19 protein-coding genes are annotated in these 25,854 nt (G+C 66.8%); 7 read left to right on the top strand and 12 right to left on the bottom strand.

The features are described from left to right. Positions 1-47 precede the first annotated feature (47 nt). The 4 genes from gspK to ACNPP0_RS11340 are packed head-to-tail and all read left to right on the top strand — an operon-like array spanning position 48 to position 3,472. Positions 48-1,031: a type II secretion system minor pseudopilin GspK gene (gene gspK / locus ACNPP0_RS11355; RefSeq protein ID WP_448705963.1), complete on the top strand. Its 984-nt coding sequence runs from the start codon at positions 48-50 to the stop codon at positions 1,029-1,031. After that, a complete protein-coding gene (gspL, locus tag ACNPP0_RS11350; RefSeq protein WP_448705925.1) occupies positions 1,028-2,080 on the top strand; it encodes a type II secretion system protein GspL in 1,053 nt (350 codons plus the stop codon). The genes gspK and gspL overlap by 4 nt, the downstream gene beginning before the upstream one ends. Next, entirely contained in the window at positions 2,077-2,676 is a 600-nt protein-coding gene (locus ACNPP0_RS11345) for a type II secretion system protein M (RefSeq protein ID WP_332607537.1), read from the top strand. The genes gspL and ACNPP0_RS11345 overlap by 4 nt, the downstream gene beginning before the upstream one ends. A gap of 37 nt (positions 2,677-2,713) precedes the next feature. Next, entirely contained in the window at positions 2,714-3,472 is a 759-nt protein-coding gene (locus ACNPP0_RS11340) for a type II secretion system protein N (protein ID WP_332607536.1), read from the top strand. 12 nt (positions 3,473-3,484) lie between these two features. On the opposite strand, the gene gspE is transcribed toward ACNPP0_RS11340, so the two are convergent. Beyond that, positions 3,485-4,912, bottom strand: a complete 1,428-nt coding sequence (gspE, locus tag ACNPP0_RS11335) for a type II secretion system ATPase GspE (RefSeq protein WP_448705924.1) — start codon at positions 4,910-4,912, stop codon at positions 3,485-3,487. After that, on the bottom strand, positions 4,909-7,320 hold the full coding sequence (gene gspD / locus ACNPP0_RS11330) for a type II secretion system secretin GspD (protein WP_448705923.1): 2,412 nt from the start codon (positions 7,318-7,320) through the stop codon (positions 4,909-4,911). The genes gspE and gspD overlap by 4 nt, the downstream gene beginning before the upstream one ends. Before the next feature lie 180 nt (positions 7,321-7,500). On the opposite strand from gspD, the gene gspF reads away from it, so the two are divergent. Further along, positions 7,501-8,706, top strand: coding sequence for a type II secretion system inner membrane protein GspF (gspF, locus tag ACNPP0_RS11325; RefSeq protein ID WP_448705922.1), 1,206 nt, complete (start codon positions 7,501-7,503; stop codon positions 8,704-8,706). A 94-nt stretch (positions 8,707-8,800) separates the two neighbouring features. Here gspF and ACNPP0_RS11320 read toward each other — a convergent pair whose 3' ends face one another. The 3 genes from ACNPP0_RS11320 to ACNPP0_RS11310 all read right to left on the bottom strand — a co-directional run bounded on the left by ACNPP0_RS11320 (position 8,801) and on the right by ACNPP0_RS11310 (position 12,784). Then, complete coding sequence (locus tag ACNPP0_RS11320; RefSeq protein WP_046804601.1) at positions 8,801-9,139, bottom strand: P-II family nitrogen regulator; 339 nt, start codon at positions 9,137-9,139, stop codon at positions 8,801-8,803. Between the two features lie 138 nt (positions 9,140-9,277). Beyond that, positions 9,278-11,344 (bottom strand): NAD(+) synthase, encoded by a 2,067-nt coding sequence (locus ACNPP0_RS11315; RefSeq protein WP_332607531.1) that lies wholly within the window; start codon positions 11,342-11,344, stop codon positions 9,278-9,280. Positions 11,345-11,419: 75 nt separating this feature from the next. Then, positions 11,420-12,784 carry a mechanosensitive ion channel family protein gene (locus tag ACNPP0_RS11310; RefSeq protein WP_448705921.1) on the bottom strand — a complete coding sequence of 455 codons (1,365 nt, stop codon included), beginning with the start codon at positions 12,782-12,784 and terminating at the stop codon, positions 11,420-11,422. Positions 12,785-12,936: 152 nt separating this feature from the next. Between ACNPP0_RS11310 and argH the strand changes: the two genes are divergently transcribed. Further along, positions 12,937-14,358 carry an argininosuccinate lyase gene (gene argH / locus ACNPP0_RS11305; protein WP_104144922.1) on the top strand — a complete coding sequence of 474 codons (1,422 nt, stop codon included), beginning with the start codon at positions 12,937-12,939 and terminating at the stop codon, positions 14,356-14,358. Positions 14,359-14,439: 81 nt separating this feature from the next. Here argH and ACNPP0_RS11300 read toward each other — a convergent pair whose 3' ends face one another. After that, on the bottom strand, positions 14,440-14,859 hold the full coding sequence (locus ACNPP0_RS11300) for a type II toxin-antitoxin system HicB family antitoxin (protein ID WP_448705920.1): 420 nt from the start codon (positions 14,857-14,859) through the stop codon (positions 14,440-14,442). 281 nt (positions 14,860-15,140) lie between these two features. On the opposite strand from ACNPP0_RS11300, the gene ACNPP0_RS11295 reads away from it, so the two are divergent. After that, entirely contained in the window at positions 15,141-17,162 is a 2,022-nt protein-coding gene (locus ACNPP0_RS11295; RefSeq protein ID WP_332608910.1) for a PEP/pyruvate-binding domain-containing protein, read from the top strand. A gap of 157 nt (positions 17,163-17,319) precedes the next feature. On the opposite strand, the gene lpdA is transcribed toward ACNPP0_RS11295, so the two are convergent. The 6 genes from lpdA to ACNPP0_RS11265 all read right to left on the bottom strand — a co-directional run. After that, positions 17,320-18,723 carry a dihydrolipoyl dehydrogenase gene (gene lpdA, locus ACNPP0_RS11290; protein WP_448705919.1) on the bottom strand — a complete coding sequence of 468 codons (1,404 nt, stop codon included), beginning with the start codon at positions 18,721-18,723 and terminating at the stop codon, positions 17,320-17,322. A 2-nt stretch (positions 18,724-18,725) separates the two neighbouring features. Further along, the gene (locus ACNPP0_RS11285; protein ID WP_448705918.1) at positions 18,726-20,180 is read right to left on the bottom strand and encodes a dihydrolipoamide acetyltransferase family protein; all 1,455 of its coding nucleotides are present in this window, start codon (positions 20,178-20,180) and stop codon (positions 18,726-18,728) included. 1 nt (position 20,181) lies between these two features. Continuing rightward, on the bottom strand, positions 20,182-21,225 hold the full coding sequence (locus ACNPP0_RS11280) for an alpha-ketoacid dehydrogenase subunit beta (RefSeq protein ID WP_183015013.1): 1,044 nt from the start codon (positions 21,223-21,225) through the stop codon (positions 20,182-20,184). 2 nt (positions 21,226-21,227) lie between these two features. Next, positions 21,228-22,460 carry a 3-methyl-2-oxobutanoate dehydrogenase (2-methylpropanoyl-transferring) subunit alpha gene (locus tag ACNPP0_RS11275; RefSeq protein WP_046804594.1) on the bottom strand — a complete coding sequence of 411 codons (1,233 nt, stop codon included), beginning with the start codon at positions 22,458-22,460 and terminating at the stop codon, positions 21,228-21,230. A 204-nt stretch (positions 22,461-22,664) separates the two neighbouring features. Next, the gene (locus tag ACNPP0_RS11270; RefSeq protein WP_448705917.1) at positions 22,665-25,055 is read right to left on the bottom strand and encodes a TonB-dependent siderophore receptor; all 2,391 of its coding nucleotides are present in this window, start codon (positions 25,053-25,055) and stop codon (positions 22,665-22,667) included. Positions 25,056-25,126: 71 nt separating this feature from the next. Next, positions 25,127-25,854: FecR family protein (locus tag ACNPP0_RS11265; RefSeq protein ID WP_448705916.1), on the bottom strand; the 728-nt coding region annotated here is incomplete at its 5' end.

Genomic DNA, 25,854 nt, shown 5'->3' with positions numbered 1-25,854 from the left:
GCCCCCGGCCGGGCGCAGCGCTACACGCGCATCCTGGAGCTGCCATGATGCGCCGCCGCAACGCGCAGAAAGTTGCCGGTGCATGCCACCCAGGCAAGCGGCAACAGGGCGCCGCCGTGATCAGCGCGCTGATCATTGTTGCCATTGTTGCGGCCTTGACCACCAGCCTGTTCCAGCGCCAGACGGCCAGCACGCGGCGCGTGGAAAACGAAATGGCGCGGGTGCAGGCGCGCGTGATGCTGGCGGGCGGCATCGATTGGGCGCGCCTGGTCATCCGCGATCACGGCAAGCGTGAAGCGACCACGCGCGGCGACCAGATCTGGGCCACGCCCATCCTGGACACGCGCATCGAGCGCCCGGGAGACGATCGCGTTGCCGTGTTCTCGGGGCGTGTGCAAGATGAACAGGGCAAGTACAACCTGAGCAATCTGGCGCGCAATGGCGTGCCGCAACCCGAGCAGGAAAAGGTGTTGCGTCGGCTGCTGGCCGCGCAGCAACTGCCCGATACCCTGGCGCCGCGCATCATCGACATCATTGCCCTGGCGCAGCCGCCCGCCCTGCCCGCCGATGCGCCGTCTGCCCCCAACGGCCAACCCGCCACCGCGCCGGACGCGCGCGCACCGCTGCCACGTGGCGTGGACGACATCGCCGCGCAACTGGGCTTGGAACCGGCGGTGCGCGACGAGATGCGCCGCACCATGACCGTGCTGCCCATTGCCACCAGCGTTAACGTCAACACCGCGCCCGCCGAAGTCATCGCGGCGTTGGTGCCCGGCCTTTCGCTGGGGCAGGCGCGCGCGCTGGCGGGCGAGCGGGATCGCGGCAACTGGTTCAACAACGCGGGCGACTTCGCCAACCGGCTGGCAAGCACCGGCGTGGACGCGCCCGCCCCCACCGTCACCACGGCCAGCGGCTGGTTCCTGGCCAGCGGCACCGTCGTCTACGAACGCGCGCGAGTCGCCATGCAAGCGCTGGTGCGCAGCGCGCCGCCCACAGCGCCCGACACGATATGGACAAGAGAAACTCCTTGAAAAACGCCTTGCGCATCGCGCTTGCCCCTTTGGATGAATTCGGCGCCGATTCCCCGCTGCCCTATGCCTGGTTCGACCGGCGCGGGCGCTGCGCCCGGCAAGGCGAGTTGCCCTTGCACGCCTTGGGCAGCGCCTATCCGAACGCGGTATGCGAAGCCGTGCTGCATCCGGCCGACGTGATCGCCACCACCATCCGCGTTCCCTCGGTACCCCGCGCCCGCTTTGCCGCCGCCGTGCATAGCGCGCTGGAACCCCTGGTGCTTAGCGACCTGGACACGCTGGCCATCGGCTTCAGCCCGCGCGCCGCCGATGGGAGCGTGGCGTTGGCGTGGTCACCGCGCGAACCGGTGCGCCGCGCGTGGGCGTTGCTGAGTGCGCACGGCCTGCGTGTCGACGCGCTGATTGCACCGCAGACGCTGGTTCCGACGGTGGCCGGTCCGTCCTCGGAGGCGTCCTCCACCCCTTCCTTCGCCTTCGACGCCGATCTATCCGCCACGCCCCTGCGCGATCCGGCCGACCCGCGCTGGCTGGCCCCGTCGCCGTCGTGGTCGCTGGCGATGCCGCGCCTGGCGCCGGTGCGCGCGTCGCGCTGGCGGCCCGTGTGGCGTTGGGGCGCGGCGGCGGCGGTGGTGTGGGTTGCGGGGTTGAATCTCTACGCCTCGCGGCTCAGCGCTGAAGCCGACGCCCTGACGGCGGGCATGCGTCAGCAGGTGCTGGCGGCGTTTCCTGATCTGCCTGTGGTGCTGGACCCCGCGCGGCAGGCGCAGCAAGGCCTGGACGCGCTGCAAGCCAATCGCGGCGCGGCCAGCGCGGGCGACTTCCTGCCCCTGGCGCGCGCCGCCGCCCAAACGCTGCCCTTTGCCGCCGACAAAGTCGCGCGGCTGACGTACGCCGACCAGGCGCTGACGCTGCAATTGGCCGACGCGGGGGCCGACGCGCAGCGCGTCTCCGAAACGCCCGCACTGATCCAGCAAGCCGCCGCCCTGGGCCTGAAGCTGGAACGCGGCGACACCGACAACACCTGGCGCATCACGCGCAAACAACCATGACCGCCCTTGAACGCCTGCATCGCCAGTGGCAAACCGCCGCCGGCACGTTGCGCAACACCGTAGACCCCACCCTGACCCGCGCGCGCCATCGCTATCAGGCGCTGGCCCCGCGTGAGCGGCGGCTGGTGACGGTTGCCGCCGCGCTCGTCGGCGTCGCGGTGATCTTCGTCACGCTGATCGAGCCGCCCCTGAAAACCGTGCGCAAGCTGCAAGTCGAGCTGCCCGCCCTGCGCGGCCAGGCCGCGACCGTGGCCGACTTGACGACGCAAGCCCGCGCGTTGCGGCAACGCTCGGCCACGCCGGTTGCTGTCGCCCCCACGCCCGCTGAATTAAGCGCCAGCCTGGAAGGCGCGGCGCTACCGGCTGCGATGTGGTCCTTGGGCCAGCCTGAATCCGGCAAGGGCGTGCGCTTGACGTTGAACCAGGCGCCGTCGTCCGCGTTGCTGCGCTGGCTGGATGGCGCCGCACGCGATTGGGGCCTGCAAACACAGCAAGTGGAATTGACGCGTGCGACCAATCCCAATGGCCGTCCGCTGCCGGGCCTGGTCAATGGCCACATTACGTTAGCCCCCGCCGGTGCGGGGGCCGGCCGCTGATGCCGACCCTTTCATTCAATATGCGGGGTGCCCGCTGATGGCGCGCCTCGCTTTCAACAAGCGGACTGCCGCCCTGTGGCTGGCCGGCGGCGTGTGTTTTCTGGCGGGTGCCGCCAGCGTGCTGCCGGCGCGTTGGCTGTTGGCGATGCAGCCGGACGATTCCTTGGTTTCGCTGGCGGATGCCGGCGGCACCTTGTGGCAAGGTAGCGCGTGGGTGGCGCTGGGGCCACCGGGGTCGCGGCGCGTGTTGCCGCAACCCGTGCAATGGCAGTGGCGCTGGGGCGCGATGGCGCTGGACATCACGCACCCGTGGTTGCAAGCCCCCCTGCGCGCGCGCGTGGGTTGGACCGGGGTGTCATTGCCCGCGCAATCGTTGCGCGTGCCGGCCACGGTGTTACCGGCGCTGGGCGCACCCTGGAACACGCTGGCGCCCGACGGCATGCTGGAAATCAATTGGCAAGCGCTGCGCTTGGGCGGTGACTTGCCCACCGGCAATATCGCGGACCTGCGCTGGCGTAACGCCGGCACCGCGCTGACATCCATCACACCGGTGGGCACCTACCTGCTGCGTCTGCAAGGCGCGGGAAAGTCCGGTGCAACATTGGCGCTGACGACGGAAAGCGGCCTGCTGACGGTTACGGGCCAGGGCACGGCCGGCCCGCGCGGTGTGCGCTTTGAAGGCAAGGCCACGTACGCGCCGGGTGCCACCGACGCCCAGCGGGCGGCGCTGGACGGCCTGATGTCCACCCTGGGCCGCCGGTCTGGCGATACGGTCGTCTTCAGCACGGGCAAATAGCAAACAGCCCGATCAAGCGTCGCGCGTCACCCGCACGATTTCCTCGGGTGATGTCTGCCCGCTGTCGACCCAGCGTTGGCCGTCTTGCCGCATCGTTCGCATGCCGGCGGCCATGGCGGCCTGGCGCAGTTCGCGTTCGTCGCGGCCTTCGTGGATCAAACGGCGCGCGTCGTCGTCCACGGTGAACAGTTCGTGGATGCCGGAACGGCCGCTATAGCCCGTGTGATTGCACGTCGGACAACCCACAGGGTGAAACACGCGCACGCCATTCTGCATCGACGGCTTCTTGCATTCCGGGCACAGCTTGCGCACCAGCCGCTGCGCCAACACACCCAGCAGCGACGAGGCCAGCAGGAAGGGTTCCACGCCCATGTCCGTCAGCCGTGTCACGGCCGAGACCGCGTCGTTGGTGTGCAGCGTCGCCAACACCAGGTGGCCCGTCAACGACGCCTGCACCGCAATCTGCGCGGTCTCCAGGTCGCGGATCTCACCGATCATGATCACGTCCGGGTCCTGCCGCAAGATGGCGCGCAGGGCCAGCGCGAAGCTCATGTCGATTTTGGCGTTCACCTGCGTCTGGCTGATGCCGGACAAGTCGTATTCGATCGGGTCTTCCACCGTCAGGATATTGCTGGTGGCCGAATCCAGCCGGCTCAACGCGGCATACAGCGTCGTGGTCTTGCCGCTGCCCGTCGGCCCCGTCACCAGTACGATGCCGTGCGGCTGCCGGATCAAGCGGTCCAGCTGCGTCAGCACATCGGGGCACATGCCCAGGCGCTCCAGCTGCAAGCGCCCCGCCTCTTTGTCCAGCAGGCGCAACACCGCGCGTTCGCCGTGGCCGGTGGGCAAGGTGGACACCCGCACGTCGATCGGCCGGCCGCCCACGCGCAGCGCAATGCGGCCGTCTTGCGGCAAGCGCTTTTCGGCAATGTCCAGGTGCGCCATGATCTTGATGCGCGAGATCAACGCCGCGTGCAGCGCCTTGCGCGGCGACACCACGTCGCGCAAGGTGCCGTCCACGCGATAGCGAACCACCGAGTGCGTCTCGAAGGGTTCGATGTGGATATCGCTGGCGCCGTCGCGCGCGGCCTGCGCGAACAGCGCGTTGATCATGCGGATCACCGGCGCATCGTCCTGCGCTTCCAGCAGGTCGGCCACTTCGGGCATGTCCTGCAACAAGCGGTCCAGGTCGATTTCGTTTTCGGCCACGCCCATGACGGACGCGGCGTCTTCCGAATGGCTATAAGCCGCCGTCAAGAGCGTTTCCAGGGCCTCGTCATCCACCCGAGCCAGCGCAATGTCGCCATGGCAGCGGCGAATTTCGCGCACCGCCCATTCCGGCGTGCGCGGGCTGACGGTCAACTGCGCCTGCCCCGCGCGCAGCGACAGCACGGCGCGCTGCGCGCGTGCCCAGGCATAGGGCAAGGGGTGCGCGCTCATAGCAGCGACTCGGGGTCCACCGCCACGCTGTGCATCAGCGCGCCGGACACGCGGATCGGGCGCGCGGCATCGCGGGTGGCGTTCGCGCCCGGATACTGCCGCACGGCAAACGACTGCACCGTGGTGGGCGGCGGGCGGCGCAGCGTGTCGGCTTGTTGTTCGGGACGCAGGTCATAGGCGTTGTTCGACACCGACGGAGCCGAGCCCGGCGGCGGCAGCATCGGCGCCTGCATGTCGGGCAGCGCCCAATGCTGGCCCGGCTGCGCCGAGCCCTGGGCGCGGCGCATGTAGTCGTAGCGGTCCATCGTGACGCTGGCGCTGCGGTTGGCGTCGCGCACCACGTAGGGGCGCAGGAACACCATCAGGTTGGTCTTGGTGCGCTTGCGCGTGTCGTAGCGGAACAGCGAACCGATCACGGGCAGCGAGCCCAGGCCGGGCACGCTGTTGGACGTCAAGGTCACGTTGTCTTCCAGCAAGCCGCCCAGCACGATGATCTGGCCGTCGTCGATCAGCACGCTGGTATCGATGGCGCGCTTGTTGGTCACAATGCCCGTCGTGGCGTTCGAGCGGCTTTCGTCGATGCTGCTGACTTCCTGGTAGATGTCCAGCTTGACCGCGCCGCCTTCGGAAATCTGCGGGCGGATGTTCAGCTTCAGGCCCACGTCTTCGCGTTCGATGGTTTGGAACGGATTCGAACTGCCGTTGCTGCCCGACGTGACGTATTGGCCCGTCACGAACGGCACCGTCTTGCCCACCAGGATGCTGGCCGACTGGTTGTCCAGCGTCAGCAGGTTCGGCGTGGACAGGATGTTGGCTTCGCCCGTGTTCTGCATGGCGCGGGCCAGCACGCCCAGGTTGATGACCTGGTTGCCCAACACGTCCACCGTGCCCTTGACCACGCCCAGGCTCAGGCCGCTGCCGATGGCGTCGATGGACGTGGGCCCGGTGCCCGTGATGCCGCTGCCGCCCAGGTTGGTGCCGCCGATAAAGCTGGTGCCGTTGCTGTTGATATTGCCGGCGCCCGTCATCCACTGGATGCCGAATTCCGCCGCCTTTTGCTCGCTGACTTCAACGATCAGGCTTTCCACCAGCACTTGCGCGCGACGTTGGTCCAGCTGGTCGATGACTTCACGCAGGCTGCGGTACAGCGGTTCCGGCGCGGAGATGATCAGCGAATTGGTGGCCGGGTCGGCCTGGATGGTGGCGCCGCCGGCCGAATACGACACGGCTTGTGTGCTGTTGTCTTCCCGCGCGATGCGTTCTTGTTCGCCAGACAAGCCGCCCTTGGACGAGCCCGACATGGCCCCCATGCCCTGCCCCGCCGGCACGTTGCCGGCCGAGGTGTTTTGCGCGCGCGCGCCGGGCTGGGCACCGCCCGTGTTGCTGCCTGCCGCGCCGCCCGAGGCGCCGGGCGCCGCATTGGCCTGCCCGGACAGCAAGCCGCCCAACACTTCGGCGATGCGCGTGGCCTGCGCGTTGCGCATGTAGACCACGTGCAGATTGCCGGCACGGTTTTGCTGCGCGTCCAGCTTCAGGATCAGGTCGCGCGCCAGCCGCGTGCGCGCCGGGCTGCCCGAACGCACCAGCACGCTGTTGCTGCGCGGGTCGGCCACCACCGCGATGCGCTGCGTGGGGTCGCTGCTTTGCGTGTCCAGCAATTGCGAGGCCAGGATGGCGATGTCGGTGGCAATGCCGGACTGCACCGGCACCACGTCGGTGTCGATGGAACTGGGCACGTCGATGCGCGCGATGACTTGCGCGATGCGTTCCAGGTTGTCGGCGTAGTCGGTGACTACCAAGGTGTTGTTGCCGGGGTACGCGTTGATGGGGTTATTCGGCGGCACCATGGGGCGCAGCACCGGCACCAGGTTGGCGGCGTTTTCGTACTTCAACGGAAACACGCGCGTCAGCATCTCGCCGCTGCTGCCCGCGCCCTTGGCAAACGCGGACACGGGCACCGGGCCACGCGCGGCGTTGCCAGCTGGCGCGCCTGCTACCGCCTGCGCGGGACGCGTCTGAGCTTGCCGCGCCTGGGTCGGCGGCGTATTGCCCACCACCGCGCTGCCTTGCAGCTTGGCGTCGGCTTCGGGCACGACGCGCGTCACGCCGTCCACGTCCACAATTGCAAAGCCCTGCAGCCGTAGCGCCCCCGTCAGCATGGCCAGTGCCTGCCCGCTATCAACGGGTCGGTCCGACACCAGCGTCAGCTTGCCCTTGACGCGCGGGTCCACCAGGAAGTTGCGCTGCGTAAACAACGACAGCGCGCGCAACACGGCGGGGATGTCGGTGTCGACGAAGTTCAAGCTGACACGGTTGTCCGTTTGTTGAGCATGGGCCGTGCTGATCGCCGGTCCGATTTGGCTTGCGATGAGCAAGGCGGCAAGGCTGAATTGCGCGATGTGACGCATGACGAGATAGGTGCCTTCAGACGTGAATGCAAGTGTGAAAAAACGTGAAATCGCGTCGGAGTATACGGGGTGACAGTGCAACACTACGGTCATATTTGACATGCAACATACGGGCTGCAAACCCTTTAAATTCGGGGCTCTTGCGCGTTTTTGATTCGCGCGCCGGCCCCTGCTTTCGCCATGCCTTCCTACCGATACGAAGCCACCGACGCGTTGGGCAAAATCGTGCGCGGCACGATCGATGCCGACACCGAGCGCGGCGCTCGCAACCAGCTGCGCGGCCGGGGCTTGCTGCCCTTGTCCACCGCATTGGCGGCGCGCGCGCAAGGGCTGGGCGCCGGCTTGCGCACGCGCTTGTCGGATGCAGACCTGGCCTGGTTGACGCGGCAGTTGGCCAGCCTGCTGGCCGCGCGCCTGCCGCTTGACGCCGCCCTGTCCGCCACGCTTGAACAAGCCGAGAAAAAACACATCGCGGCCACGCTGGGCGCGGTGCGCGATGACGTGCGCGCGGGCCATCGCTTATCCACCGCGCTGGCCGCGCGGCCGCGCGACTTTCCCGAGATCTATCGCGCGCTGATCGGCGCCGGTGAAGAATCCGGCGACCTGGCGCAAGTGATGGAAAAGCTGGCCGACTACATCGAAGAACGCAATACGCTGCGCAGCAAGGTGATGACGGCGTTCATCTACCCGGCCGTGGTCGCCAGCGTGTCGGTCATCATCGTGATCTTTCTGCTGGGCTATGTGGTGCCGCAGGTGGTGTCGGCGTTCAACCACGCCAAGCAGCAACTGCCCATGCTGACCCGCGTGATGCTGGCGCTGTCGGACTACGTGCGTGAATGGGGTGCGGTGACGGGCGCGGTGCTGGTGGCCGCCATCGTGCTGTGGCGCTACACGCTGCGCGCGCCGGCGGCGCGCCGAGCCTGGCATGCGCGTGTGCTGCGGCTGCCGCTGGCCGGCCGCTTTGTGCTGGGCGTGAACGCCGCGCGCTTTGCTTCGACATTGGCCATCTTGTGCGGCAGCGGCGTGGCCTTGTTGACGGCGTTGGAGGCGGCGCGTCGCACCTTGGGCAACGATGTGCTGCGGTTGGCGGTGGATGAAGCGTCGGCCCGCGTGCGCGAAGGCGCGGCGCTATCGGCGTCGCTGGGCGCACAGAAGGTGTTCCCGTCGCTGCTGGTGCACCTGATCGCCAGCGGCGAAAAAACCGGGCGCCTGCCCGAATTGCTGGATCGCGGTGCGCAGAACCTGTCGCGCGATCTGGAACGCCGCGCCATGGCGATGACGGCGTTGCTTGAGCCGGCGCTGATCCTGCTGATGGGCGGGTTCGTGCTGCTGATCGTGCTGGCGGTGATGATGCCGATCCTGGAAATGAACCAGCTGATCCGCTAGAAAGGCAAAGGGCCAAAAAGACAAAGGCGCCCGCCCCGGTGATGGGACGAGCGCCTTTGACATTCAGCCGATGGCGGTCAACAGGCGGCGCGGATCACAGCGCCTCTTCGTCGGCTTCGCCGGTGCGGATGCGGATGGCTTGCTCAACGGGCGACACGAAGATCTTGCCGTCGCCGATCTTGCCGGTGCGCGCGGCCTTGACCACGGCTTCGATGGCGGCTTCGACCTGGTCGTCGGGCAGCACGACTTCAACGCGGATCTTGGGCAGGAAGTCCACCACGTATTCCGCGCCCCGGTACAGTTCGGTGTGGCCCTTTTGGCGGCCGAAACCCTTGACTTCGGTGACGGTCAGGCCGCTGACGCCGACTTCGGCCAGCGCCTCGCGGACTTCGTCGAGCTTGAAGGGTTTGATGATGGCGGTGACTTGTTTCACGTTGGGCGTCCTGGGTTTTTGATGTGTTGCGGCGCCCTGCCCACCGCTTGCGAGGCAGCCGGGGCGCGATGGATAAGAGAATACCACCGGGGCCCGCCATGCAAACGGGCCGCCGGCGTCATTGCGGGAGAACCCCGATCAGGCGTTGGGCCCGGCATCCGGAATGCGTTCGGCGTCGCGCATCCACACCACGGATTCCGAATCGCTGGGCGCGCGCCAGTCGCCGCGCGGCGACAGCGAGCCGCCCGAGCCGACCTTGGGCGCATTGGGCACGCAGGTACGCTTGAACTGCGTTGTACGGAAAAACCGGTCCAAAAATATCTTCAGGTTGCGCTTGATGGCGGCCAGGTCGTACTGGTTGCGCACCACGTGGCCGGCGTCCGGCCAGGCGCCCGCTTCGCGGTCACGCCAGGCGGCCAGCGACAGGAACGCCACCTTGGTGGGCGCAAACCCATAGCGCAGCGTGTAGTACAGGTTGAAATCCTGAAGCTCGTACGGGCCGATGGAATCTTCGCTTTTCTGCACGGGCTTGTCGTCGGCGCCACCCGGCACCAATTCCGGGCTGACGTCGGTGCCCAGCACGTCCAGCAGCACGCCGGCGCCGTCATCGCCCAGCCGCCCGGATTCCGCCACCCAGCGCACCAGGTGCGTGATCAGGGTCTTGGGCACGCTGGCGTTGACGCTGTAGTGCGACATGTGGTCGCCCACGCCATACGTGCACCATCCCAGTGCAAGTTCGCTAAGGTCGCCGGTGCCGATGACGATGGCGTTGCTGAAGTTGGCGATGCGGAACAGGTGATTGGTGCGTTCGCCGGCCTGGACGTTTTCAAACGTGATGTCGTAGACCGGTTTGCCTTCCGCGTACGGGTGGCCCAGGTCTTTAAGCATTTGCAGGCAGCTGGGGCGGATATCGACTTCGGACGCCGTGCAGCCCACCACCGCCATCAGGCGGCGCGCCTGTTGCAGCGTGCGGGTGCTGGTGGCAAAGCCGGGCATCGTCACGGCCAGGATGTTGGACCGGGGCAGGCCCAGCGTGTCCATGGCCTGCGCGCAGACGAGCAGCGCGTGGGTGGAATCCAGCCCGCCGGAAATGCCGATGACCACCTTGGACATCTTGCTGGCCGACAGGCGCTGGGCCAGGGCCTGCACCTGGATGCTGTAGACCTCTTTGCAGCGCGCATCGCGCTGTTGCGGGTCGGCCGGCACATACGGAAAGCGCGCCACGCGGCGCTCAAGCGGCAGTTCGGCATCGTCCAGCGGCGGGTTCACCGGCACCGCCACCGAACGGAACTTGCGCACTTCGTCCTGATGGCGGCGCACGGACTGGCCGAACGTCGTCTGGCGCATGCGTTCGCGCGACAGGCGATCCAGGTCCACGTCCGAGAACAGCAGGTGCGAATGGTTCAGGAAGCGTTCGGATTCGCCCAGCAGTTCGCCGTTTTCATAGATGATTGCCTGGCCGTCCCAGGCCAGGTCGGTGGACGATTCGCCCCGGCCGGCCGACGTGTACATATAGGCCGACAGGCAGCGCGCGGACTGCTGCGCCACCAGTTGATGGCGGTATTGCGACTTGCCGACGACGATGTTGGACGCCGACAGGTTCACCAGCACGGTGGCGCCGGCCAGCGCGGCGAATGAGGACGGCGGGATCGGCACCCAGACGTCTTCGCAGATTTCGACGTGGAACTGGAACAGCGGCAGCTTTTCCATCTGGAACAGCAATTCGGGCCCGAAGGGCACGGTCTGGCCCAGCAAAACGATGTCGGTGACGGCCGCGCAGTCGGCGGCGCTGAATTGGCGGGCTTCGTAGAATTCGCCGTAGTTGGGCAGGTAGCTCTTGGGCACCACGCCCAGCACGCGCCCGCCCGCGGCCACCACGGCACAGTTGAACAGCTGGTGGGACACGCGCAGCGGCGCGCCCACGATCACGGCGATATCCAAGTCGGCCGTGGCCGCCACCACCCGCGCCAACGCCTCTTCGCACTCATCCAGCAAGGCTTTCTGGTGGAACAGGTCGTCGCAGGTGTAGGCCGACAGGCCCAGCTCGGGAAACGCCACCAGCACCGCGCCGCCCTGGGCGGCCTGCTGGGCCAGTTCTATGGTTTGCGTGGCGTTGAAGGCCGGATCGGCGATGCGGCATTCGGGCACGCCGACCGCCACCCGGGCGAAGCCGTGGGAATACAGGTTGAAGAACGGGTTCGACATCGGGAGTTCGCCTGGGGTCAATGAAGACTAAATTCCAACGCGCGGATTATCTCATGGCGCCTGGCCCGGCCAGGGCTAGCCGGGCACCTTGCTGTCGCTGGGGCCACGCGGCCCCGACGCCGCGCCGTGCCCGTCCGGCAGGACCAGGCCGGGGCGATCGCGTTCGGCCGACAGTGCGGCCTGAATCGCGCTTTCGCGCAGCTGGCTGCCCATGGCGCCGAAGTCCGCACCCGACGGTTGCTGGTACAGGCGCAGGCCCAATTCGGGCAAGATGGCCAGCAGATGGTCGAAGATATCGCCCTGGATGCGCTCGTATTCCACCCAGGCGGTCACGGCGGTAAAGCAATAGACCTCGACGGGGATGCCGTCGGACGCCGGTTCCATCATGCGCACCATCATCGCCATGTCCTGGCGCACTTCGGGGTTCTGTTTCAGATACGCCAGCCCGTAGGCGCGGAAGGTGCCGATGTTGGTCAGGCGGCGGCGGTTGGCCGGCACGCTGGCCAGTTCGCCCATGGTCTGGTTGGCTTGGGCGATGTCCAGCGTCTTGGCTTGCAAATAGTCGTGCAACAGGCGGAACCGCATCAGTTGCCGGGCTTCCTCGTCGGTCAGGAAGCGCACGCTGGCCGCATCGATGCGCAGCGTGCGCTTGATGCGCCGCCCGCCGGATTCAAACATGTGGCGATAGTTGCGATAGCTTTCCGAGAACAGCTTGTAGGTCGGCACCGTGGTGACGGTGTTGTCCCAGTTCTGCACCTTGACGGTATGCAGCGCAATATCCTTAACGAAGCCGTCGGCGTTGGATTGCGGCATTTCGATCCAGTCGCCGATGCGCAGCATGTCGTTGCTGGTCAGCTGGGTGCTGGCCACCAGGGACAGCAGCGTGTCCTTGAACACCAGCAACAGCACGGCCGAGAGCGCGCCCAGGCCTGAAATCATCCACAGCGGCGAGCGGTCGATCAGGATGGAAAGCACCAGCACGGTGCACACGGCCATCAGGATCAGCTTGCCGATCTGGATATAGCCCTTGATGGACCGCGTCTGCGCGCGGGTGGTCGCGGAATAGGTGTCCTGCCAGGCGCTCAACACGCCCGAAAACGCCACGAACACGCAGATCCACGCGCCGGCATGCGCCAGCCGGCCCACCACCGACACCGCCCGCTCGGCATGCGGCACCAGGCCGATACCCATCGACACCACGGCAAACGGCACGGCGTACCACAGGTTTTGATAGGCGCGGCGGCGTTGCAGGGCCTTGTCCCAGTCGCCCCGGCCGCTCAGGACCAGCACCCGGTGCGCCAGCAGCAGCACCACACGCGCCACCACCCACTGCACGAACAGCGCCGTCAGGACCAGCACGCCGGCGCCGACCAGCGTCTGCGCCCACGCCTCGTGCGGCATGTGGGCGTCCAGCTGGGTCACCAGTTCTTCCCATTCCATGGGCATATGTCTTGTACTCGCTCTACGTTCTAGAAACCAACGGGGGATTATCCGACAAGTGGCGCGCGCCGCGCGTTGCTGCCCCCAAAAATCGCGGCCCCGGCGCCCGCGCGTGCGCCCGCTTGTCGGCAGGCCCTATAATTCCGCCCATCATGGCAAACACTCCCTCCCCCGATCAAAACCAGTTCGCCAACAAGGCGCAGGCCTGGTCCGCCCGGTTCTCGGAACCGGTATCCGAACTCGTCAAACGCTATACGGCGTCCGTGGATTTCGACAAGCGCCTGGCGCGACACGACATCCAGGGCTCGCTCGCGCATGCGGACATGCTGGCCGCCCAGGGCATCATCGGCGCGCAAGACCTGGCCGACATCCAGCGCGGCATGACGCAGATCCTGTCTGAAATCGACGCCGGCAGCTTCCAATGGCTGCTGGATCTGGAAGACGTGCATCTGAATATTGAGAAGCGCCTGGTGGAACTGGTGGGCGATGCGGGCAAGCGCCTGCACACCGGCCGGTCACGCAACGACCAGGTCGCCACCGACATCCGCCTGTGGCTGCGCGACGAAATCGACAACCTGCAAGACCTGCTGCGCCAGCTGCGTCATGCGCTGGCCGCCGTCGCGCTGGACAACGCCGGCACCATCATGCCGGGCTTCACCCACCTGCAAGTTGCCCAGCCGGTCACCTTCGGCCACCACCTGCTGGCCTACGCCGAAATGTTCGGCCGCGACGCCGAACGCCTGGCCGACTGCCGCCGCCGCGTGAACCGCCTGCCGCTGGGCGCCGCCGCGTTGGCCGGCACGTCGTTCCCCATCGACCGCGAACGTGTCGCCAAGACGCTGGGCTTTGACGGCGTGTGCCGCAATTCGCTGGACGCCGTTTCCGACCGCGACTTCGCCATCGAATTCTGCGCCGCCGGCGCGCTGATCATGACGCACGTGTCGCGCCTGTCCGAAGAGCTGGTGCTGTGGATGAGCCCGCGCGTGGGCTTCATCGACCTGGCCGACCGCTTCTGCACCGGCAGCTCGATCATGCCGCAAAAGAAGAACCCCGACGTGCCTGAACTGGCCCGTGGCAAGACCGGCCGCGTCAACGGCAACCTGGTCGCCCTGCTGACCCTGATGAAGGGCCAACCCCTGGCCTACAACAAGGACAACCAGGAAGACAAGGAAGGCCTGTTCGACACCGTGGACACCGTGCGCGACACGCTGACCATCTTCGCGGACATGGCAGCCGGCATCAAGGTCAAGGCCGACAACATGCGCGCCGCCGCCCTGCAAGGCTTCGCCACCGCCACCGACCTGGCCGACTACCTGGTCAAGCGCGGCGTACCGTTCCGCGACGCCCACGAAGTGGTTGCCCACGCCGTGCGCGACTGCGAACAACGCAATTGCGACCTGGCCGACCTGTCCACCGACGAGCTCAAGGCGTATCACGCCCAGATCGGCGACGACGTCCACCACGTGCTGACACTGGAAGGCTCGGTCGCCGCCCGCAAGCACATCGGCGGCACCGCCCCCGAACGCGTCGCCGAAGAAGCCCGCCGCGTCCTGGCGGAAACGGCCCAAGGCTGATTCCGACGCCAAGCGGGTTGCGGTAAAGACAAGGCCCCCGATTGGGGGCCTTGTTGCGTTGAAGGCATGCAGGCGTATCGGCTACGCGATGGACACGTCCAGCCTGCGGCCCAGGGTTTCCAGCGCCGCTTCGACCTGTTCGATGCGTGACGAATGCCGCAGATTCAACAGGCGATCAACCTGGGGCGTATGAACGCCCAGACGTCGAGCCATCTCGGCTTTGCGAACCCCTTGGCGAATCATTTCGTTGGACAGGAACACTTTGCTGGTAACCACGGCGGGCAAGGTGACAGAGTGCTGTGTTGCGCGCGTCGGGCCAGGTAGCGGAATGGGTCGACGCTCATCGAAGTAAATCTCCAGCACGGCCTCCAGCGCTTCCAATGCGTTCTCGGCGGCATCCCGTTCATCGGTTGCCACACTGGCAGCCTCGGGAAAATCGGGAAAGAGCACCAACAACGTACCGTTCGTGTCGGGAGTCAGCGTGTAGGGATAGGTCAGCACAACGGCCTCCTTATTGTCCAGAACCCCGGTTCAGGGCGACATCAAAGCAAAATCCAAAAAACAGACCCGAAAAGCGGGCCGATCGAATCCCCTCCTTGCAGAAAGGTAGGAGATGCCTCCAGTCTGGACCAGAGGCTTTAGCAAAAAAGCGGACCAATTCACCCCCCGGCTCACACGCTTGGCCACACCTGGAAACATCCCACTACGGGCCGGCCTGGCGGCTCCGATATGATCGCAACCTCTTGCGATCCGCCTCCTTTTTTGATGCGCCCTGCTCCTTGATGCGCCCCACTGCCGCCTTACGTCGTCCTGGCCCGCCGCGCCGGCCGAAACTGCTTGTGCTTGCCCTGGCCGGGCTGCTGGCCGCCGGCTGGGGGCTGGCTGCCCAGGCGCAGACGGCGCGCAAGCCGTCGCCCTACGAAAACCAGCGCCCGTTGCGCCCGGATGAACGCGAAGCCAGGCTGGCGGAAAGCGCCAAGCGTGGCGGGCCAGGGTTTCTGAGCCAGATCCGCACAGAGGCCGAATTCCGGCAGTTGGCGCGCGTCTACAACGCCGGGACGCCGCTGGAGATTCCCCACGTGCTGTTCGTCATCGATCGGCAGCGCGGCAACCGCATCTATTACCTGGACACGCCGCGCTACACCCTGCACGAGAACTTTGCGCGTGAACGCCAGCTGCTGCCCGGCATGGACAAGGCCACGTTGATTGCGCAGTACAAGGACCCGGACCGCCGCCTGCTGTTCGGCACGCTGAGCTGGCAGCGGGACCTGCCCGGCTACACCTATGAATTCTGGGAAGGTGATCGCGTCACGCCCGCGCTGTTGCGCCTGACGGAAGATAAGCTGCGCGGCACCTTTTACGAGCCGGTACGCTTCAAGGCGAATTCCACGATGCATGAGCAGACGGCGCAATCGGCCGGACTGGCTTTCGTGACGCAAGAGGCGCTGCTGCGCGAGCAGACCTTTCTGCCACTTAATACCGGCCGCGCCCAGGGGCGTCTGCGTATTGTGAAGTCGGTGGAGGATACGCCCGACCTGGCGCCGACCGACATCGTGGTGCTGGACGAAGTGCCGGTTGCGCTGCCGCCCGTCGCCGGGCTGGTCACGCAGCGCCCGTCCACGCTGTTGTCACACGTGAATCTGCTGGCCAAGGGGTGGCGCATTCCGAACGCCTACGTGCGCGATGCCGTGGCTGTGCTGCGCCAGCATGACGGGCAATGGGTGCAGCTGACCGTGAACAGCAACGGCTATCAGGTCGAGCGCATTGCGCGACCGGACGCGGGTGCGCCGCCCCCGCCGCCGCCGCGCGTCGCCGTGGCGCTGCCCAAGCCGGACCTGTCGGTGCGCGCCATCAAGCCGCTGACCGGCATGGCCACGCGCGACAGCCGGCATTGCGGCGTCAAGGCCGCCAACCTGGGCGCGCTGAAAGCCGCCCTGCCCCCGCTGGCCAGCGTGCCGGACGGTTTTTGCATACCGTTCGCGCAGTACGTCGCGTTCATGGATCGCTTGGGCGTGCCCGAACGCGTCGCAGCGCTGGAACAGCGGCCCGACTTTATCGGCGACGCCAGCGTGCGCCGAGCCGAACTGGCCGCACTGCGCCAGGACATCGTCAACGCCACGCCCGACACCGTGCTTGCCGACGCATGGCGGGAACGCTGGAGAACGCAGTTGAAAGGGCGCGGCGTCTTCGTGCGCAGTTCGTCCAATTCCGAAGACCTGCCGGGGTTCAGCGGCGCGGGCCTGTACACCACGGTGCCCAACGTGACGCAGCCGGATGCCTTGGCGAAAGCGGTGCAGACGGTGTGGGCGTCGGTCTATAACTTCGAGGCCTACGAAGCGCGGCGCGCGGCCGGTATCGGCCAGGGTGGCGTGGTGATGGCGGTGCTGGTGCAGTCGGCGGCCGCCTCGGACAGTTCCGGCGTGATGATTACGCGCGACCCCTTCGATGCCTCGCGTCGCTACGTGACGTACATCTCGGCCAAGCGCGGCCTGGGGATCAAGGTGGTGGAAGGCAAGCGCCAGGCAGAACAGCTGATGTATTCGACGTGGTCCAAGGCGGTGCAGGTGCTGAGCCGGTCGGCCGAGGACACGCAACTGGTGGCGGACGCAGCCGGTGGCGTGCGCGAAGTACCCATCGAAGGGTCAAGACAGGTGTTGAACGATGCGCTGGTCGCGCGGCTGGCTGCCGTGGGCAACCAGATCAAAGTGCGCTTGGGCAACGTGGACCAGGATATTGAATGGGCCGTGCAAGGCGACAACATCATCGTCCTTCAGGCCCGGCCGTATATCGATGGCGGCAGGTGAACACCATCATGGCCGGCGGCGGCCGATAAAGACGGACACGGCCCGCAGCGGCCGGTAAAGACGGAGACGGCCCGCAGCAGCGGCCGGTAAAGACAATTCCGGCCGGCGGCGGCAATTGCCACCACCGGCCGTGCATCGACCCGCGCAGCAGGCCGCGTCAGATGTGCAGCGCGTGGCCCAGTGCTTTCAGGGCGGCTTCCTGAACGGCTTCGCCCAGCGTCGGATGCGCGTGGATGGTGCCCGCCACGTCTTCCAGCGTGGCGCCCATTTCCAGCGACTGGCCGAACGCCGTCGACAATTCCGATACCCCGCGCCCCACCGCTTGCCAGCCCACGATCAGATGGTTGTCGCGCCGTGCCACCACGCGGACAAAGCCGTCGGTGGACTCCAGCGTCATGGCGCGGCCATTGGCGGCAAACGGGAAGGACGCGGCCAGGCAGTCCAGCCCCGCGGCTTGCGCCTCATCGGGCGACAGGCCCGCCACCACGATTTCCGGGTCGGTAAAGCACACGGCGGGAATGGAGGCAGGCTGGAAGTGGCGACGCTTGCCCGCCACCAGTTCCGCCACCATCTCGCCCTGCGCCATGGCGCGGTGCGCCAGCATCGGTTCGCCCGCAATATCGCCAATGGCCCAGACGTCGCGCATCGACGTGCGGCACTGGTCATCGATCCGCAGCGCATTGCCCTTGCGATCCAGTTGCAGGCTTTCCAGGCCCCAGCCCTGCGTGCGCGGTCGGCGGCCCACGGCGATCAGCACGCGGTCGGCCGGCAACAGGGTTTCAGCACCGGACGCATCCTGGATGCGCACCGCGTCGCCCGCGCCGTTCAGGCCCAGCACTTTGCGATTCAGATGCAGGGCCACGCCCATCTTGGCCAGCGCGGTGGCAACGGGCTTGGTCAGTTCGGCGTCGTAAGTCGGCAGGATGCGGTCCTGCGCTTCCACCACGGCAACTTCCGCGCCCAGCTTGCGGTACACGGTGCCCAGTTCCAGGCCGATATACCCGCCGCCCACCACCACCAACTGCTTGGGGATGGACGTGGGCGACAAGGCTTCGGTAGACGACACCACCATGCCGCCAAACGGCATCGACACCAGCGGCGTGGGTTCGGACCCGGCCGCCAGCAGCAGGTGTTCGCACTGGATGCGCAAGGTGGCGCCGTCGGCGGTGGCCACTTCGGCCGTCTTGCCGTCCAGCAGGCTGGCCCAGCCCTGCACCACCTGCACGCCGTTTTTCTTCAGCAGCGCGCCCACGCCGCCCGTCAGCTTGCCCACGATGCCGTCCTTCCAGGACACCGTGCGCGCAATGTCGATGGCCGGCTGGGATACCGAGATGCCCAGGGCAGACTCGCCCGCGTAATGGCGCGCCTTGTCGAATTCCTCGGCCGCGTGGATAAGCGCCTTGGACGGGATGCAACCGATGTTCAGGCAGGTGCCGCCCAGCTGCGCGCCCTCGACCAGGATGGTCGGCACGCCCAGCTGGCCGGCGCGGATGGCGGCCACGTACCCGCCCGGGCCGCCTCCGATCACCAGCAAGGTCGTTGTCTTTGTGATCTGGCTCATGCTTACTCCACGAAAAGCAGCGCGGGTTGTTCCAGCAGCGCGCGCACCGCCTGGATGAAGCGCGCCGCGTCCATGCCGTCCACCACGCGGTGGTCGAACGACGACGACAGGTTCATCAGCTTGCGCGCCACCACGGCGCCGTTGCGGAAGGCGGGCCGTTCGACGATGCGGTTCACGCCGACGATGCCGACCTCGGGGTGGTTGATGACCGGCGTGGTCACGATGCCGCCCAAGGGCCCCAGGCTGGTGATGGTGATGGTGGACCCGGACAGCTCGTCGCGCCCGGCCGTGCCGCTGCGCACCGCTTGCGCCAGGCGCCCGATCTCGGCCGCCATGGACCACAGGTCGCGCGCTTCGGCGTGCCTCATCACCGGCACCATCAGGCCGCCATCGCTTTGCGTGGCGATGCCGATGTGCACGGCGCCGTAACGCGTCACCACGCCGCCTTCGTCGTCATAGCGCGCATTGATCTGCGGAAAATCACGCAGCGCCACGACCATGGCGCGCGCCAACAACGGCAGCAAGGTCAGCTTGCCGCGCGACTCGCCCCATTTTTGGTTGAGCTGCACGCGCAGGTCTTCCAGTTCGGTCACGTCGATTTCCTCGACGTAGCTGAAATGCGGAATGCGGCGCTTGGACTCGGCCATCTTCTGCGCGATCTTGCGGCGCAAACCGATGACGGGCACCACGTCCTGGTCATGGCGTTCCACATACGCCGACCCGCCGCGCACCGCGTTGCCTGTGCCTTGCGCTTGCAGATAGGCGTCCAGGTCTTCATGCATGACGCGGCCGGCCGGGCCGCTGCCGGCAACAAAGCGCAGTTCGATACCCAAGTCCCAGGCGCGCTTGCGCACCGCGGGCGAGGCCAAGGGCTTGTCGCCCGGTTGGCGCGGCACGGCGGGCGCGGTGGAAGAAGCGGATGCGGATCGCGCGGCTTGTTGCCCGGGTTGATGCCCCGCTTGTCGAGAAGATTGCGCACTGGCTTGTTGATTGCCTTTTGGCTGGGCCGGTGCAGCAGCCGAGGCAGACGCCGGCGCCATGGACGCGGCGATCTGGCCCGCGATGCCGCCCGCTTTCGCGCCGGCAGTCCCGCCAGCTTCGGCTTGCGTGGACGTGGACGCGGACGTGGACGCCGACGCGTCGCCGGCCCCCGGCTTGGCCTGAGCCGATGCGCCCTGCCCCGGCGCGCCCGAACCCGGCCGCACATTGCCCTCGCCTTCCACTTCCAGGCGAATCAATTCACCGCCCACGGCCATCACCTGACCCACGTCGCCACCCAGCGCAATCACCTTGCCGACGACCGGCGACGGGATTTCCACCGTGGCCTTGTCAGTCATCACATCGGCCAGCGGCTGGTCTTCGGCAACCGTGTCGCCCACCTTGACGTGCCAGCCCACCAGTTCAACTTCGGCAATGCCTTCGCCAATGTCGGGCATCTTGATGATATGAATGCCCATGTCACACCTCCATCGCGCGTTTGAACGCTTCGCCAACCCGGCGCGGGCCGGGGAAGTACGCCCATTCCTGCGCGTGCGGGTAGGGAGTATCCCAACCGGTCACGCGCTCGACGGGCGCCTCCAGGTGATGGAAGCAATGCTCTTGGACCAGCGAAATCAGTTCCGCGCCGTACCCGCAGGTGCGCGTGGCTTCATGCACCACGACGCAGCGGCCGGTCTTCTTCACGGAATTGACGATGGTTTCCAGATCCAGCGGCCACAGGCTGCGCAGGTCGATGACCTCGGCGTCGATGCCGGTTTCTTCGGCGGCGGTCAAGGACACATAGACCGTGGTGCCGTAGGTCAGCACCGTCAGCGCATTGCCCGGCCGCACGATGGCGGCGGAGTCCAGCGGCACGGTGTAGTAACCGGTGGGCACCACGCTGCCGGGGCGGCCAGTCCATGGCGTCACGGGGCGATCATGGTGGCCGTCAAACGGGCCGTTATACAGCCGCTTGGGTTCCAGGAAGATCACCGGGTCATCGTTCTCGATGGACGCGATCAACAAGCCCTTGGCGTCGTAGGGGTTGGACGGCATTACCGTGCGCAGCCCGCAGACCTGCGTGAACATGGCCTCGGGGCTTTGGCTGTGGGTCTGGCCGCCGTAGATGCCGCCGCCGCAGGGCATGCGGATCGTCATCGGGGCGATGAATTCGCCCACCGAGCGATAGCGCAGGCGCGCGGCTTCGGACACGATCTGGTCCGAGGCGGGGTAGAAATAATCCGCGAACTGGATTTCGCAAACGGGCCGCAAGCCGTAGGCGCCCATGCCGACGGCGACGCCGACGATGCCGCCTTCGGAAATGGGCGTGTCGAACACGCGCGAGCTGCCGTACTTGGTTTGCAGCCCTTCGGTGCACCGGAACACGCCGCCGAAATAGCCGACGTCCTGGCCGAACACCACCACGTTGTTGTCTCGCTCCAGCATCACATCCATGGCCGAGCGCAAAGCCTGGATCATGGTCATCGGCGCCGAGGCCGGACCAGCGTTGTTATCGATTGCCATGGTCAGACTCCGAGCTGCTGGCGCTGCCGGCGCAGATGCTCCGGCATGTCCTTGTAGACGTCTTCAAAGATGCTGGCGGCGCTGGGGACGTGGCCGTCCACCAGGGTGCCGTAGCTTTCCGCTTCCTTTTGGGCGGCAACGATCTCGGCGTCGAGCTCGGCGCGCACGGCGTCGTGTTCGGCGTCGGACCAGATGCCAAGGCCGATCAGGTGCTTCTTGAAGCGTTCGATCGGGTCGCCCAGCGGAAAGTGCGCCCAGTCATCGCCAGGCCGGTATTTGGAAGGGTCGTCGGAAGTCGAGTGCGGGCCGGCGCGGTACGTGACCCATTCGATCAGGGTCGGGCCCAGGTTGCGGCGGGCGCGTTCGGCGGCCCAGCGCGAAGCGGAATACACCGCCAGGAAATCGTTGCCGTCCACGCGCAGCGACGCAATGCCGCAGCCCACGCCGCGCCCCGCGAAGGTGGCGCCTTCGCCGCCGGCAATCGCCTGGAACGTCGAAATGGCCCACTGGTTATTGACCACGTTCAGGATGACGGGCGCGCGATACACGTGCGCGAAGGTCAGCGCGGTGTGAAAGTCGGCTTCGGCGGTGGCGCCATCGCCAATCCAGGCCGAGGCGATGCGGGTATCACCCTTGATGGCCGACGCCATCGCCCAGCCCACCGCCTGGATGAACTGCGTGGCCAGGTTGCCGGAAATCGTGAAGAAGCCGTTGGGTCGGTCGGAATACATGACCGGCAGCTGGCGGCCCTTGAGCGGGTCGCGCTCGTTGGACATCAGCTGGCACATCATCGTCACCAGCGACACATCGCGCGACAGCAGGATGCTTTGCTGGCGATAGGTGGGAAAACACATGTCGCCCTGTTCCAGCGCCAGCGCGTGGGCGGAGCCGATGGCTTCCTCGCCCAGGCTTTGCATGTAGAACGAGATTTTTTTCTTGCGCTGGGCCGTCAGCATGCGCCCGTCGAAGATGCGCGTCTTCAGCATGGCGCGCATGCCGGCACGCATCAGATCGTTGCTGATCTCGGGCGCCCATGGCCCCACCGCGCGGCCATCGTCGTCGATCACGCGCACCAGGCTGTACGCCAGCGCGCCGGTATCGACCGGGGCAACATCAATGGGGGGTTTGGGCACCTCGCCGGGCGGCGATAGATGCAGATAGGAAAAGTCTGTCTTGCAACCCGGACGCCCCGTGGGCTCGGGGACGTGCAACTTCAACGGCCCATACTGGCTCATATATTGTCTCCACGCTTGATCGTGTCACGCGTTTTCTTCCTACCAAGGCATTGCCAAAGGCGTGTGACCTCAAGCGCAGCCATCGTCGGCACGCGCATAGGGATAAATATGCGTGGCCGTCGACGAGATTAGCACAGGGGACAGGGTCGTTGAGAGGGCCTTGGCGGCCTGCCGGCCCGCGTTGCGCTAGGGGTTTTCCACGGTTTACCAGCGATAGCTCAGGGTGGCATACAGCGTGCGCGGCTCACCGTAACGGCACCCTGTCGCGCCGGCGCACGCCAGGTATCCGCGGTTGAAAAGGTTGCGCGCGTTCACCGTCAACGACAACCCCGACATGGACGGATCCAGGGCGCCGAAGTCATAAGCCGTCATCGCGTCGACCAGGAATTGCCCCGGCACGTTGGCGGGATAGCCGGGCAGGTTCGTCGAACTGGCGTAGCGCACACCCGCGCCGACGGTCAGACCGGTCACGCCGATGGCGCTAAGGTTGTAATCGGCCCAGACCGAGGCGCTGTGCAAAGGCACCAGCGCGATGCGCTGATCCACCAACGAGGGCACGGTGCTGCGCGTGGTGCGCGCATCGGTGTACGCGTAGCTGGCGGTAAGGTTCATGGCGCCAAGGCGCGCCTTGGCCTCCAGTTCCAGGCCGCGTGATCGGGCACGCCCGCTTTGCACGGAGTACGTGGCGTCGGTCGGATCGCTGGTCAGTGCATTCGTCTGCGTCAGGTCGTAGACGGCGGCGCTGTAAAGCATGTTGCGGCCAGGCGGTTCATAGCGCAGGCCCAGTTCAAATTGCGTGCCTTTGGTGGGTTTAAAGGCGTTGCCCGCCCGGTCAACACCCACGGTGGGCGCGAACGACTGGCTGGCGCTTGCGTATGGCGCCAAGCCGTTGTCGGCCACATAGACCAAGCCGACACGCCCGGTCGTGGCGGTATCTCGCAAGCGCGTGGTGGCGCCGGTGGTGTAGCTCTTTTGGTCCGTATCGGCCCAATCCTGGCGGCCACCCAGCACCAGCACCCATTTGTCCTGGATCTTGATCTGGTCTTGCAGGTACAAGCCCAGCGAACCGCTTCGCGTGTTGATCCCGTAATCGGCTGCGGTGTTGATAATCGGAACCGCGCCGTAGACGGGGTTGTAAATGTTGGCCAACGGGGCCACCGTACCTGCATGACGGTGCGAATCGTAGCCGCTGCGGTAGTAGTCCAGGCCGGCCAGGACCGTGTGCTGGAGGGCTCCCCCGTCCAGCTTCAGTTCCAGCGATGTATCGGTCGCAACGCCGTAAGAGTGTTCGTCGCGGCTGACGACGCCGCGTCGCAACGTCTGGCCGTTGGCCTGCAAGGCGCCGAAACTCAGGTAGTCCCAATTGCCGTCGGCCGTGAAATAGCGGGCGCTTTGGCGCAGTTTTACGCGGTCGTTGAAGGCGTGTTCGAACAGATAGCCGACCGTGTAGGTGTCGGTGTCGTAGCGGTCGAAATCCGGCTCGCCGATGAACAGGTCGCGCGGCACCTGGCCGTTCAAGGTGTTGGCGGCGGGCATGGGCGCGGAAAAGCGCGTGCGAATGCGCTGGTAGCTGGCCAGCAGGGTCAGCGATGTGGCCGCCGAAGGCTGCCATGTCAGCGCGGGCGCCAGATACGTCCGGTCGTCCGGCACATGGTCCACCCAGTTGTCGGCATTGCGCGCAAGGCCGGTCAAGCGGTAGCTCCATGCACCGTCTTCAGACAGTGCGCCGGCGAAGTCGCCCGAGACCTGGCGGCGGCCGTAACTGCCGCCCTCTACGTTCAGTTCGCGCAGCGTGTCGGCCGTTGGCCGCTTGCTGACCGTGTTGACCACGCCGCCCGGGCTCAACTGCCCATACAGCACCGACGAGGCGCCGCGCAGCACTTCAACACGCTCAAGCCCATAGGGTTCCTGACCGCCATCGTAGACGCTGGATTGCAGCTTCAGGCCGTCGCGCAGTTGCCCCGAATTGCCGGCGGCCACGTTAAAGCCGCGCAGCATCAGGTCGTCCACCATGCGGCTGAACGCGGGCGATTGCGCCGACACGCCCGGCGTGTAGCCCAAGGCGTCCGCCACCGAACCCGCCTTGATGACGCGGATCTGGTCGCTGGTGACGACGGATACCGATTGCGGTGTTTCGATCAGCGCCGTGTCGGTCTTGGTGCCGGCCATTGCGCGTTGCGCCACGTAGCCGTCAACGTGACCGGTGGGAGACTCCAGCATCCCCGTGACGCGCACGGGTTCAAGCACCGTGGTGCCTTCCAGCACGCGCCGCGCGCTCAAGGTGCCGTTGGCCGTGACGGCCAGCTCCAACCCGCTGCCGGCAAGCGCGCGCCGCACGGCGTCTTCGGCCGAGTAATCGCCCACGATAGCCGGCGCATTGCGGCCGGCTACCAAGGCAGGGTCGACGGACACCGCGCGGCCGCTCTGGCGCGCGATGCGGGTCAGCGTGTCGCCCAGCGCGGCCGGCGGCAAATCAAAATGCAGGGCGGCCGGGGCCGACGCGGCGGGCGGCCTTGTCTGGGCATACGCCGAGGGAAGGGTCAGGACAATGAACAGCGCGGCAGCCAGCGGCCGCAGCGGGGGACGATAAAACATGGATTCTCCTGCAACAGTGTGGTGTTTCAGGAGGGATGTCGCACGACGCGGGCAAAAGTGTTCATTTATTTTCAGGACGCGCGAGGCACCACGTCGATGCTGACGAACCAGCCGCCCAGCGAACTGACGTCGATCGGCAAGGTCTGGCGCAACGATTCCAGCGCGCGGTCGGTGTCGTCCAGCGGAAACGCGCCCAGTACACGCAGCCGTGCGGCCGCCGGCGTTATCCGGATGATGCCGCGTCGGTAAGGCCGCAGCGCGTCGACCACTTCGCCCAAGGACCGGTCATGAACCACCAGCATGCCCGCGTGCCAGGCGGCGGCGTCCCGCAGTGCGGGGTCCGGCGAGCCCAGGCCGTGCAAATCAAAGCGCACGCCCTCGCCCGCTTGCAGGGTCCGGCGCTGGCCCGCCGCGCGTACCTCGACGCTGTGTTCGACCACGCTGGCGATGCAGGCCTCGGCCTCGCGCGCCACACTGAAGACAGTGCCCAGCGCCTGCACTTCACCATCGCGGGTGGCGACGATGAACGGACGCGCCGCATCCGGGGCCACCCGCGCATAGACCGCGCCTGCCCGCAAGCGCACCCGCCGCACGCCCGCGCTGAAATCCACGTCCACGGCCGACCGCGCGTTCAGCGTCAGCTGACTGCCATCCGGCAAGGTATAGGTGCGGCGTTCGCGCGTGCCCGTGCGCAAGTCGGCGGCCAGCGTGCGCAGGGGAATCTGGCGGTCGACCAGCGCCGCCATGCCGCCCGCGGCCAGCGCCACGGCCAGCGCATTGCGCAACGCCCGGCGCCGCG

Source organism: Achromobacter semiaridum, from assembly GCF_053543755.1.
The sequence above is the reverse complement of the archived record's forward strand: the minus strand, read 5'-3'. Positions and strand labels throughout refer to the sequence as shown.